The sequence below is a fragment of the Kordiimonas sp. genome, from assembly GCF_048264555.1.
Lineage (GTDB): Bacteria > Pseudomonadota > Alphaproteobacteria > Sphingomonadales > Kordiimonadaceae > Kordiimonas.
This window is the reverse complement of record NZ_JBLXCX010000002.1, coordinates 569,562-582,466: the sequence shown is the minus strand read 5'-3', so window position 1 is coordinate 582,466 and position 12,905 is coordinate 569,562. Positions and strand designations below refer to the sequence as shown.

11 protein-coding genes are annotated in these 12,905 nt (G+C 51.4%); all 11 read left to right on the top strand.

The window, feature by feature from the left end; genetic code table 11:
* Nucleotides 1-4 precede the first annotated feature (4 nt).
* The 11 genes from ACN0XZ_RS07785 (at nt 5) to tsf (ending at nt 12,808) form a co-directional block, all read left to right on the top strand.
* A complete protein-coding gene (locus tag ACN0XZ_RS07785; RefSeq protein ID WP_417457172.1) occupies nt 5-1,684 on the top strand; it encodes a ribonuclease J in 1,680 nt (559 codons plus the stop codon).
* 12 nt (nt 1,685-1,696) lie between these two features.
* Entirely contained in the window at nt 1,697-2,101 is a 405-nt protein-coding gene (gene mce, locus ACN0XZ_RS07780; RefSeq protein ID WP_417457171.1) for a methylmalonyl-CoA epimerase, read from the top strand.
* A 5-nt stretch (nt 2,102-2,106) separates the two neighbouring features.
* The gene (locus ACN0XZ_RS07775) at nt 2,107-2,361 is read left to right on the top strand and encodes a DUF1467 family protein (RefSeq protein ID WP_417457170.1); all 255 of its coding nucleotides are present in this window, start codon (nt 2,107-2,109) and stop codon (nt 2,359-2,361) included.
* Between the two features lie 440 nt (nt 2,362-2,801).
* Nucleotides 2,802-4,112, top strand: coding sequence for a proline--tRNA ligase (gene proS / locus ACN0XZ_RS07770; RefSeq protein ID WP_417457169.1), 1,311 nt, complete (start codon nt 2,802-2,804; stop codon nt 4,110-4,112).
* 17 nt (nt 4,113-4,129) lie between these two features.
* Nucleotides 4,130-5,377: a lipoprotein-releasing ABC transporter permease subunit gene (locus tag ACN0XZ_RS07765; protein WP_417457168.1), complete on the top strand. Its 1,248-nt coding sequence runs from the start codon at nt 4,130-4,132 to the stop codon at nt 5,375-5,377.
* Nucleotides 5,370-6,050 carry an ABC transporter ATP-binding protein gene (locus tag ACN0XZ_RS07760; RefSeq protein WP_417457167.1) on the top strand — a complete coding sequence of 227 codons (681 nt, stop codon included), beginning with the start codon at nt 5,370-5,372 and terminating at the stop codon, nt 6,048-6,050. Before ACN0XZ_RS07765 ends, ACN0XZ_RS07760 begins: the two co-directional genes overlap by 8 nt.
* 53 nt (nt 6,051-6,103) lie before the next feature.
* Nucleotides 6,104-6,529, top strand: a complete 426-nt coding sequence (locus tag ACN0XZ_RS07755) for a DUF1761 domain-containing protein (protein WP_417457166.1) — start codon at nt 6,104-6,106, stop codon at nt 6,527-6,529.
* A 21-nt stretch (nt 6,530-6,550) separates the two neighbouring features.
* Complete coding sequence (gene dnaE / locus ACN0XZ_RS07750) at nt 6,551-10,060, top strand: DNA polymerase III subunit alpha (protein ID WP_417457165.1); 3,510 nt, start codon at nt 6,551-6,553, stop codon at nt 10,058-10,060.
* Complete coding sequence (locus ACN0XZ_RS07745; protein WP_417457164.1) at nt 10,060-10,833, top strand: NUDIX hydrolase; 774 nt, start codon at nt 10,060-10,062, stop codon at nt 10,831-10,833. Before dnaE ends, ACN0XZ_RS07745 begins: the two co-directional genes overlap by 1 nt.
* Before the next feature lie 151 nt (nt 10,834-10,984).
* Complete coding sequence (gene rpsB / locus ACN0XZ_RS07740) at nt 10,985-11,785, top strand: 30S ribosomal protein S2 (RefSeq protein ID WP_417457163.1); 801 nt, start codon at nt 10,985-10,987, stop codon at nt 11,783-11,785.
* 96 nt (nt 11,786-11,881) lie between these two features.
* Nucleotides 11,882-12,808 carry a translation elongation factor Ts gene (gene tsf, locus ACN0XZ_RS07735; protein ID WP_417457162.1) on the top strand — a complete coding sequence of 309 codons (927 nt, stop codon included), beginning with the start codon at nt 11,882-11,884 and terminating at the stop codon, nt 12,806-12,808.
* The last annotated feature ends 97 nt before the right edge of the window (nt 12,809-12,905 follow it).

Here is a 12,905-nt window from a genome sequence, read left to right as displayed (position 1 = left end):
GCTTATGCCCTATATGAAACCCGACGATCAGCGCCTGTTGTTTGTGCCCATTGGAGGTTCGGGCGAGATTGGCATGAATCTTAACCTATATGGGCATCGTGGTAAGTGGCTGATGGTGGATTGCGGTATGAGTTTTGCCGACAATCATTTGCCAGGTGTGGATCTGATTTTCCCTGATCCAGAGTTTGTTGAGGATGAGCAGGAAGATCTCATTGGTCTGGTTCTAACGCACGGGCACGAGGACCATATTGGCGCAGTACCCTACTTATGGTCGCGGTTTCAGTGTCCGATATATGCAACACCCTTTACTGCGGCTCTTGTGGAAGACAAGCTTCGGGAAGCTGGGTTATTAGATCAGGTTGAGCTCCACGTTGTTGATGCGCTTGAGGTTATTGAACTCGGACCATTCAGCATCCGTTATGTTCCACTCGCGCATTCGATTGCGGAAGGGCATGGCCTCGCGATTACGACCTCAAAGGGGACGCTCTTTCATACGGGCGACTGGAAGCTGGATGACCGACCGCTTATTGGTCCGGCCTGCCCATCGCCTGTGCTGACGGAACTCGGTGAGAAGGGGGTGCTCGCGCTTATCGGTGATAGCACCAACGTGTTCAACGAGAGCGAATCTGGCTCTGAAGCCGCTGTTCGGGAAAGCCTGAAGGAACTGGTTGCAGGTCTGAAGAATAGGGTAGTGATCACAACCTTCGCTTCCAACGTGGCTCGCTTAGAGACGATAGGAGAAGTCGCAAAGGCTACTGGGCGTAGACTAGTACTTCTTGGCCGATCGATGGAACGTATTGTGAAAGCCGCCAAATCAACTGGTTATTTGACCGATTTCCCTCCGCTCGTGGATGAGGAAGACGCTGACTATTTGCCCAAAGATGAGGTACTCATCGCGTGTACGGGCTGCCAAGGTGAGCCCCGTGCGGCAATTGCCCGCATCGCACGGGACGACCACAAGCATCTACAATTAAGCCCAGATGACAATGTGATTTTCTCGTCAAAGATAATACCTGGAAACGAATTGGTGCTTGGACAATTGTTTAATACGCTCGCTAGCAAGCACATTAATGTAATCACCGAAAAAGATACTTTTGTGCATGTTTCGGGTCACCCTGGACGGGCGGAGTTGAGAAAGATGTATGGCTGGGTCAAACCCCAATGCGTGATCCCGGTGCATGGCGAAGCGCGACACCTTCAACGGCACGCGGCGTTAGCCCGTGAAATTGGCATCAAACATACCATCGTACCCAAAAATGGCGATATCATTCAGATTAGCACCAAAGGCCTCAAGCTAATTGATGAAGTACCTGTTGGGCGATTGGCTTTGGATGGAACAGAGATTGTTTCTGTGGCGGACGAGGCCATTGCAGACAGACGCAGAGCCGCGGTTCAAGGTTTTGTGACGGTTAGCTTGGTATTTGATGACGATGGAGCGTTGGCGGCAGAGCCGCTTCTAGCGATACTGGGGTTACCTCGCGGTGATGACGATGTGTTCTACGACGGAATGTTGGATGCCATTGAGACAGGGATTGAGCGTATGCCTAGTGCGGCGCGGCAATCGGATACCTTGGTTGAAGAAGCAGTGCGTATCGCCACGCGTCGTTTTTGTCGGCGTGAGATAGGGAAGAACCCTGGGGTTGCTAGTCTTATCAACCGGCGAAGTGAACTTGAGTTTCAGTAAAGGAGGTCAAATATGATCGGACGTCTCAACCATGTTGCTATTGTTGTGCCTGATTTGGCGGCAGCAGCGGCAACCTATCAGAACACGCTAGGTGCCAGCGTGACCGACCCTGTTGACCTTCCTGACCACGGCGTGACAACGGTTTTTGTAGAGCTTCCAAATACGAAGATAGAGCTTTTGCATCCATTGGGGGAGGGGTCACCCATCGCAAAGTTTTTGGCCAATAATCCGTCAGGCGGCATGCACCATATATGCTACGAGGTTGATGATATTATTGCTGCGCGGGACAAGCTTAAAGACGAGGGTGCTCGCGTTTTAGGTGACGGGGAGCCTAAAATTGGCGCGCACGGTAAGCCCGTTCTTTTTCTCCACCCTAAGGACTTCTGCGGTACCCTTGTCGAGATTGAGGAAGTTTAAAGACCATGAATATTGCAACAGTCATACTCGTATACGTTATTGCATGGTGGATGGTGTTCTTCTGTATGTTGCCAGTGGGTATCCGTTCCCAAACTGAGGCAAACGCTCACGAGGCGGAGGGTGTTGATCCAGGTGCCCCGGTGAATCCAAATCTAAAAAAGAAGATTCTTATTACGACGTTCGTAGCTCTGGTGCTTACAGTCGCATACTATTTCTTGGCAACATCAGACCTGATTACCTTTAGGGCACCGCGGCCCTAGAATCTAAGTCATCAGCTAAAATTGAAAAAGCAAGGCCGATCAGCCTTGCTTTTCCTAATTAATTAACAGGCAATTTCTCTCGAGCCCGTCATATTATAGCGCAAAGTCCTCCCTGAGCGTGGACCACATAAAACGTGAGCCATTCAGCTCTGCGCAACACCGAAGCTATGGAAACGCAGCAGGCGTGTCATCATTTTAGAGGCGATAAACACAACATCTAGTGTTTGTTTGTGGGTATTGTTGCAGCTGTGCAACAATGAACGCGCAGTGCACCTTTAAATTGCGCTGATGGGTTCAATTATTGCGTGAGCGGCGTGGGAAAATACAAGAAAGCCGTTGCTATTCCGTGCGACCCCCTGCAAAAGAAGCGTAAGTCTGTGGCGTAAGAGACTCCAAAGTCATAGGCACCAAGAATGATCAACAGCATACATGAGTAAGCCATGCGTCTAAGCCGCTATTTTCTACCGACCTTAAAAGAGAACCCTGCTGAAGCGCAGATTGCGTCTCACCGTTTGATGTTACGAGCTGGCATGATCCGCCAAGGTGCGGCTGGTATTTATAGCTGGCTCCCGCTCGGGCTCAAGGTCTTGAAGAAGATTGAGCAGATCGTTCGTGAGGAGCAGGACCGGGCTGGTGCGCAAGAAGTACTCATGCCCACTATTCAATCTGCTGATCTCTGGGTGGAAAGTGGTCGATACGACGACTACGGCAAAGAAATGCTGCGCATTGAGGACCGTCACGGGCGCCAGATGCTGTATGGCCCGACAAACGAAGAGATGATCACCGACATCTTCCGGCGGGAAATCAAGTCCTACCGGGACTTGCCCAAAAACCTTTATCATATTCAATGGAAGTTCCGGGATGAGATTCGCCCACGTTTTGGCGTGATGCGCGGCCGGGAATTCCTGATGAAAGACGCCTATAGCTTTGACCTCACAGAAGAAGATGGTGTCAAATCGTACAACTCTATGTTTGTGGCTTATCTCCGCACCTTCGCGCGGCTGGGGCTCAAAGCAATTCCTATGCGAGCGGATACTGGCCCCATAGGTGGCGACTTGAGCCACGAATTTATTGTGTTGGCAGATACCGGCGAGAGTGAAGTTTTCTTTGATGCGGGCTTTGATACGCTTGACTCTATGATTGAAACAGACGCGGACGCCGACTTGCAGCCGATCGTGGATGAATGGACAAGCATGTATGCCGCAACCGATGAAATTCACGACGTAGCCAACTGCCCAGTGGACCAAGATAAACTTATAACGGGCCGTGGTATCGAAGTTGGGCACATCTTCTTCTTTGGGGAAAAATACTCAAAGCCGCTGAATGCCTCAGTGCAGGGGCCTGACGGAGAAACCGCCAATGTACAAATGGGCTCATACGGCGTAGGTGTCTCGCGACTTGCCGGTGCTATTATTGAGGCATGTCACGACGAAAATGGCATCGTTTGGCCAGAATCAGTGGCGCCTTTCAAGGTTGGCTTGATGAACCTTCGCGTAAAGGATGACGACTGCACGGCCGCATGTGACAAGATGTATGCTGATCTTACAGCTGCCGGGATTGATGTACTATATGATGACCGGGACCAGAGCGCAGGCGCTAAGTTCGCGAACATGGATCTGATTGGCCTTCCTTGGCAGTTAGCTATTGGCCCGCGCGGCCTTAAAAATGGCGTTGTTGAGCTCAAAAACAGGAAAACAGGTGAGCGGGTGGAGCTTTCTCCCGCTGATGCGCTGGCAAAGCTTAGCGCTTAGAAATTCGGGAGACAGCGGTGATAGCACGGGGATTTGAATGGTCTGTGGCCATGCGGTATATGCTTGCCAGAAAGCGTGACCGTGTAATCTCTGTAACCGCTACGCTCTCCGTAACCGCCATTGCTCTTGGTGTTACTGCGCTTATTGTCGTCATGGCGGTAATGAACGGTTTTCGCGCTGAACTCATGGATAAAATCCTTGGTTATCATGGCCATATCTTGATTCAAGGCTATGGGGGTAAGCTTTCAGGTTACGAAGAAATAATGCACGACCTGAAGGATACCCAAGGCATTACCAAGATGATGCCTTTCAGTGAAAACCAAGTCATGGTGACGAACGAAGGTGAAGCCTGGGGCGCGATTGTGCGTGGTCTGCCGGATGAGTTCTTCAGCGTGGAGAAGCTAGGCCTCGTTGGCGTTAAAGAGGGTAAACTGGAAACAGCGGTCAATACTGGCGGTTTGGTCTTGGGCTACCAGTTGGCCAACAGGCTGCGTGTTACCGCAGGCGACCGTGTTACAATTGTAAGCCCCAAATCTGTGCCAACGCCGTTTGGCTCGACACTCCGGTATCTGTCCTACCCAGTTGCCGCCGTTGTTGAGATTGGTGTCTATCAATTTGATGAGAGCTTTATTGGCATGCCACTTGAAGAGGCTCAGCGATTTTTCCGTCTTGAGGGCGCTGTTGCCAATATTGAACTGATGCTGACAGACCCCGAAGCGGTAGACACTGTAGGCCCGGAAATAGCAGACATTGTGGGGGAGCGTGCCTATGTGCGGTCATGGCGTTCCCTTAATCAAAGCCTTGTAGGCGCACTGCAAACCGAACGCGTAATGATGTTCCTGATTGTCGGGCTCATTATTCTAGTGGCGGTGTTCAATATATCTTCCAGCCTTTTCATGCTTGTTAAAGATAAATCACCTGACATTGCGATCTTGCGCACTGTTGGCGCCAGCCAAGCATCCATTCGGCGGATTTTTGTCACTATAGGTCTATTTGTTGGCTCAGCAGGCATTGTTTTCGGAAGTCTCTTTTCTTGGCTAATCATTGCCAACATTGAAACCATCAAGGCGTTTATTGAGCGTGCCTTTGGCTTGAATATGTGGGATCCCTCCGTGAGGTTTATTACAAGCCTTCGCGCGGAAGTGAACTTGACCGAGGCGGGGCTGACTGTGGGGCTGGCGCTTCTTCTCTCTTTTGTGGCTACCATAATCCCGGCGCGTCGCGCGGCGAAAATCGACCCCGTGGAGGTGCTGCGCTATGAGTAAAGCAGTGCTAAAACTAGAAGGGATCGAAAAGGCATTTCGGCAGGGCCACAAAGTGGTAGAGGTGTTGAAGGGTATCGATCTCACCATTCAGGCTGGCGAGCTTGTGGGGCTGGTGGGGGCTTCTGGTTCGGGTAAATCTACCCTGTTGCAGATCGCGGGTCTTTTGGACCCAACGGATAGTGGGGTGGTCACCATTGGGGGTATGAATGCCACGAGCTTGAAAGACGATGCACGTTCGGGCCTTCGCCAGAGCCAACTGGGGTTTGTCTATCAGTTTCATCATCTTCTCCCGGATTTTACTGCGGTTGAGAATGTGGCTATGGCTCTCCGTATCGGCGGTGTTGCCGAAAAAGTAGCAAATGAACAGGCAGCAGAACTCCTTGTCAGAGTGGGTCTTGAAGACCGGCTGGAGCACGCTCCAAGCGAGCTTTCCGGTGGCGAACAACAACGTGTCGCGATTGCCCGCGCGCTGATTGGTAACCCGGTATTGTTGTTGGCTGACGAGCCGACTGGGAATCTGGATGAAAATACCGCAGGACGGGTGTTTAAGCTGTTTTTGGAGCTGGTGCGCGAGAGGGGTTTGTCTGCTTTGATCGCTACCCACGATACGACCCTTGCTGCCAAAATGGACCGCCGCTTGACCCTCCGCGAGGGAACGCTCCACGAAGCTTGAGTAAGTCACGTCCTCGGAGTAGGTTTGATCATACTACTTCGGAGGGGGAATACATGGAAAATTTATCGGACATCAACTGGCTCGCAGTGCTGCTCGGCGGGGTAGTCTATATGGCGGTTGGTAGCATTTGGTATGGGCCTATCGCGGGCAAGGCTTGGATGGCAGAGATGGGAATGACGGAAGAAGAGTTAAAGCAAGCGTCAAATAATCCTGCAAAGGCGATGTTTTTGAGCTTTATAGCTTCTCTCTTTATGAGTTTCGGTTTGGCTGTTGTCTTGTCAATGTCGGGCATGGTGGGAGGCGGTTGGCTCGCAGGCATGAAAGTTGGACTTATGCTTTCGGTATTGATTGTTGGTGGCGGCACCTTCGCGAATTATGCGTTCGAAAGTAAGTCTCTTCGCCATTTTCTGATTCACATGGGGAATATTACGCTCAGCATGATGGCTATCGGCGCCATGATGGGGGCCTGGTCTAACTAGTTTGTTTGGAGTATCTCTCTCATGAGCCACGCTGGCTTCATACATCTTCGTGTTCATACGGCTTATTCGTTGTCTGAAGGTGCCATACACGTCAAAGACCTGGTGAAGCAGTGTGTCGGGCACAAGATGCCCGCTGTCGCGATGACTGACACCGACAATATGTTCGCCGCGCTCGAATTCTCAAGCTACGCGACGGATGCAGGTATTCAAGCGATCATTGGTGTCACGCTTCACGTGCAAAATCCATACAAGGATCATCAGGCAAGAGGTAAGCGGGCTGCAAAGCCCGACCAGCTAGTGCTACTTGCACAATCTGAGGTCGGCTACAAAAACCTGATGAGGATTGTATCGAAAGCACACCTTGAAAGTGATGTGCAGGAAGGCGTGCAGTTTCTGTTCTCGGCTTTCAATGGCCTAACAGATGGTCTTATCTGCCTGACAGGTGGGGTTACAGGGCCGGTCGGTGCCTTGCTGCTTGAAGGAAATAGAGATGCGGCCGAAAAGTGCCTTCTTGACCTGAAGGCATTATTTGGTGACCGATTATATGTCGAAATCGCTCGGCATGGCATTAAGCAAGAGGAAATCACGGAAGAGGATTTCCTGGATTTTGCTTATGCCCACAACCTGCCCATCGTCGCCACCAACCAGCCCTTTTTTGTGGGGCCGGACATGTATGAACCCCATGATGCGCTTCTGTGTATGGCGGAAAGTACATATGTCGCCGTACAAGACCGACGAAAATTAAATCCCGAATTCAGGTTCAAAAGCGCAGAAGAGATGAAAAATCTCTTTAAAGATATTCCTGAAGCTATTGAAAATACTGTCAATATAGCGCTGCGTTGTGCGTATAAGGTGGATAAAATTGATCCACTTCTACCTAACTTCACAAGCGGTATGGACGTGTCCGAGGCTGATATGCTTCGGGACGAATCTGTCAAAGGCTTGCGTGAGCGCTTGGATTTCAAAGCGCGGGAAGAGGGGCTTGTTGCAGGACAAGATCAGGAGTGGGAGAAGGAATACTGGGAGCGGCTTGATTATGAGCTCGGAATCATCAATCAGATGGGTTTCCCGGGGTACTTTCTGATCGTTGCTGACTTTATCCAGTGGGCAAAAGACAATGACATTCCTGTGGGACCTGGGCGTGGTTCTGGTGCCGGCTCGGTGGTGGCATGGGTTCTCAAAATTACCGACCTCGATCCTCTGCGGTTCTCCTTGCTTTTTGAGCGTTTCCTCAATCCTGAACGGGTATCAATGCCCGACTTTGACGTGGATTTCTGCCAAGACAAACGCGAGCGCGTGATCAGGTACGTGCAGGACAAATACGGATATGACCGTGTAGCCCAGATCATCACCTTTGGTAAACTGCAGGCCCGTGCCGTCGTGAAGGCATGCGGCAGGGTAATGCAGCAGCCTCACGGCCAAACCGACCGTCTGTCAAAGATGATCCCGAATGACCCTGGAAGTGCGATGACCCTTAAAGAGGCCATCGATAGCGAGCCGAGGTTACAGAATGAAATCAATAGTGATGAGCTTACGCGCCGCGTGATGGAACGCGCTCTAAAGCTTGAGGGGTTTTATGCCCACTCGTCAACGCACGCGGCGGGTGTGGTTATCGGAGACAGGCCGTTAGACCAATTAGTGCCTCTCTACCGTGACCCAAAATCTGATATGCCTGTTACCCAGTTCAATATGAAATGGGTGGAACTTGCGGGCCTTGTGAAGTTCGACTTCCTCGGCCTTAAGACGCTGACCGTGCTCGATCGGGCAGTTGACTATATCAAAGAGCGAGGCATTGATATCGATCTTGCCGCAGTTCCCTTGGATGACGGCCCTTCCTATAAACTTTTGGCGGCGGGTGATGCTGCCGGGGTGTTTCAGCTGGAGAGTACCGGCATGCGGTCTGTTCTGAAGGGGCTGCGACCAGATAAATTTGAAGATATCATCGCTATTGTGGCGCTTTATCGGCCTGGCCCGATGGATAACATTCCAACGTATGTGAACCGGAAACATGGCCGCGAGCAGGTGGAGTATCCCCACCCAATTCTGGAGGATATTCTGTCGGAAACATATGGCGTGATCATCTACCAGGAACAGGTGATGCAGATCGCGCAGGTTATGTCCGGCTATAGCCTTGGCGAGGCCGATATTCTCCGCCGTGCTATGGGTAAAAAGATTCAGGCCGAGATGGATAAGCAGCGTGGCCGCTTTTGTGATGGTGCTGTGGAGCGTGGTATCGATGCGGAAAAAGCGAGTTATATCTTCGATCTCGTTACCAAGTTCGCGAGCTATGGTTTCAACAAATCCCATGCGGCTGCGTATGCCCTTGTTGCCTACCATACGGCTTTCCTGAAGGCGAACTACCCTGTTGAGTTTATGGCGGCGATTATGACGCTTGATATGGGCAACACGGATAAACTGGCTGCATTCAAGCAAGAATTGCAGCGGGCAGAGATTCCGCTTCTTCTACCCAACATCAACCGCTCGGATGTTGCTTTTGTGGTTGAAAAGGTGAGCGAGCCGTATTGTGACGAAGGAGACCCCAGATTTAACCAAGGGGTACGTTATGCACTCGGCGCTATTAAAGGTGTTGGCGAAAAGGCGATGGAAGCCATCGTGGCGGAACGTAAAGCCAATGGTGACTTTAAGGATATTTTTGATTTTGCCGAGCGAGTTGATCCAAAGCTGCTGAATAAGCGCCAGATGGAGAGATTGGCGGCGGCTGGTGCTTTTGATTGTTTGTTAGATAACAGGGCGCAGGCCTATGCAGCAGCTGACATTGTCATGCGGCTCGCACAGATGCAGGCCAAGGAGCGGGAGAGCGATCAGGTCAGTCTTTTTGGTGGTGAGATGGCCAAGGCTGTTGATCGCCCAAGCTTGCCAACGATCAGAGCATGGACAGACACAGAACAGCTTGAGAACGAAAAGAGTGCCGTTGGTTTCTATATCTCGGCGCACCCACTTGATGCCTATGAAACTATTCTTGAACGGGAACGTATTATCCCGGCCCGCGAAGTTTATCATGATCCGGGTCTCGTGGGACAGACAGTAAGAATGGCTGGTGCGATAGCAGGTTACAGGGAAGGGAATACCAAGCGTGGTAGCAGGTTTGGACGCTTGACCCTGTCTGATCGCTCGGATGCATTCGAGATCATGGCATTTGAAGACGACCTTGATGGTATTCGGACGTTGGTGGAGGAGGGGGCACCGGTTGTTGTGTCGGTTCAGATCAGGAAGCGGGACGATGATGACACTGTAGGACTTTCGTGCCGAGGAATTGAAAGTCTTGAAACCGTCGCTTCGCAGTCCAGTAAAGGACTGTTTATTGAAATTGAAGAGAGCAAGGCGTTTGTCTCAATCAAGTCGACACTAGACCGTAAGTCAGGCGGCAAAGGCAAGGTCACGATAAGAGTTCCTGTATCGAATAGTAGCCGGTTTGCCGAGTTTCGCCTGAGTGGAAGATACAAAATTACACCTGAACTGAAGCAGGCGGTTGCAGCTGAGATTGGCGTGCTTTCGGTTGAGGAGGTGTGATGGCTGACAGATACGGAAAAGTTGCCAAAGCACTGCCCGCCTCATCGATACTCTTGATCAGGGACGGCATGGGCGGCGTTGAAGTTCTGATGATCGAACGCGCAAAAACCATGAAGTTCGCGCCCGGTGCTTTTGTTTTCCCTGGTGGGAAGGTTGATGCGACCGATCAGCAGAACTGGCGCTGGCAGGGAATTACTACAGGCCGGGGTGTATACAGGGATTTCAGTTTCAGGGTAGCCGCCTTGAGGGAGTTATATGAGGAAGCGGGTGTGTTGCAAATAGATCGCCCGCGCAGGAATACATTGTTTGGCGGACTGCCATTTGCCGATCTGGTGCGATATTCAGGTGGCAAACTTGATATCGCAAACATGGTGCCCTTCGCACATTGGGTAACGCCTGAACCCATGCCGAGGCGTTTCGACACTCATTTCTACCTCGCCGAACATAACGGCCAGGTAGCGCAGCACGACGGCAATGAAGCTGTTTCCTTGAAGTGGGTTAACCCACGAAAAGTGTTAAGCGATTGGGAAGAAAACAAAGTGCCGTTGATGTTTCCAACCCGTTTGAACTTGATGAAACTGGCGCGCTCAAGCACTGCTGCGGGTGCAATCCAACAAGCAAGGCGCGCTCCTGTCGTGCGCACCCTGCCGGTCGTTAATATGAGCGCTGCAGGTGTTAAGTTGGAGATTGATAGGGCTACCGGGTACGCGGTTACCTCCGCTACCGAGAAAGAATTGGCTGTGGAAGCCGGTGGAGTGCAAAAAAAGCCTTGATATTCCTTAAAAACGCGCCTATACGAGCCGCGACTTCACACGTGGGGTAGGCTACTTGCTGTGTTGGCAGGGCGCCATCCGGTGTCATAACTCAAATTCATGAGTTGCGGCGCACGCTCCACGGAGGCTTAACCGGAAAAGGAGTAGTATTATGGCAATGCCGCAAGTCGATATGCGTGCGCTTCTTGAAGCAGGCGTGCACTTTGGTCACCAAACCCACCGTTGGAACCCGAAAATGGCGCCGTTTATCTTCGGCGAACGTAACGGCGTTCATATCGTAGACCTTTCACAAACAGTTCCTTACATGACTCGCGCGCTTCAAGCTGTGCGTGACGTAGTTGCTGGTGGTGGTCGCGTCCTCTTCGTGGGTACGAAGCGTCAGGCTTCTCCAATCATTGCAGAAGCAGCGAAACGTTGTGGTCAGTACTATGTTAACCACCGTTGGCTCGGCGGCATGATGACAAACTGGCAGACCATCAGCCAGTCCATCAAGCGCCTGAAGCAGCTTGATGAGCAGCTCAACCAAGAGCACACCGGCCTGACCAAGAAAGAAACTTTGCAGCTGACACGCCAGCGTGACAAGCTCGAGCTTTCTCTTGGCGGTATTCAGGACATGGGCGGTCTTCCAGACATTCTCGTGATAGTAGACGTGATTGGTGACGACCTCGCTATCGCGGAAGCTAATCGTCTTGGTATCCCTGTAGTTGGCGTGATCGACACCAACTGTAAGCCAGACGGTATTGATTACCCGATCCCAGGCAACGATGACGCGACCCGTGCGATCCGCCTGTATTGTGATCTCGTTGCTGAAGCAGCGCTTGACGGTATTCAGGCTGAACTGACAGCACAAGGCGTTGACCTTGGCGCCTCCGAAGCACCAGTTGAGGAAGCTGTTGTTGCTGAGGAATCGGCTCCTGCAGAAGAAGCAGCTGAAGCTGCAACCGCAGAGTAACATTTCTCATTTAATGCTCCCGGTAAGCCGTGCGCCTGCCGGGGGCACCTTGTTATCTACACTTAGGCTCATATCTGGGCTGTAAGGGGAATACCAATGGCACAAATTACCGCCGCTCTCGTTAAAGAACTGCGCGAACAATCTGGCGCAGGCATGATGGACTGTAAAAAAGCACTGGCAGAAAATGACGGTGACCTTGAAGCTGCTGTTGATTGGCTGCGTACCAAAGGCCTTGCCGCTGCTGCAAAGAAATCTGGCCGTGTGGCCGCTGAAGGCCTCGTTGCCGTTAAAGCTGCTGGCACTAAAGCTGCCGTGATAGAAATCAACTCTGAAACGGACTTCGTTGCTCGCAATGAGAAGTTCCAGCAGTTTGTTGGTGATCTTGCTGGTGTTGCGCTGGAAGTGGGTACAGATGTTGAGGCGATCAAAACGGCTGCATATCCTGGCAAAAGCAAGCCAGTTGGCGAAGTTCTGACAGACAATATCGCGACAATTGGCGAGAATATGAACATCCGTCGTGCGGTTATTCTCGAAGTTGAAAATGGCCTCGTGGCTACTTACGTTCACAACGCTGTTGCTGACAACATGGGCAAGATCGCTGTTCTCGTAGCTCTGAAATCAGATGCGTCTGAAGAAGTTCTCGCCGGCCTCGGCAAACAGCTCGCTATGCATGTGGCTGCCGCAAACCCAGCATCGCTCTCGGAAGCTGACCTCGATCCTGAGCTTGTTGAGCGTGAAAAGCAGGTTCAGATCGAAAAAGCTAAAGAATCTGGCAAGCCAATGGAAATCATCGAAAAGATGATTGTTGGCCGTATGCGTAAATATTACGAGGAAGTTGTTCTCCTGAACCAAGTGTTCGTAATGGATGGTGAGAGCAAAGTATCTGACGTAATCGCGAAAGCCGCAAAAGATGCCGGCACTGCAATCGAGCTTACGGCTTACGCGCGTGTTGAGATGGGCGAAGGTCTTGAGAAAAAAGAAGACGACTTCGCTGCAGAAGTTGCCGCTGCCGCTGGCGTTTAAGCCATCATAGCGTGAGTGAATTAAAGCCCAGGAGGTTTCTCCTGGGCTTTTTTATGAGCAAATGTCGATTTGGGCAATTTCTGCTTAAGTCTCGGAA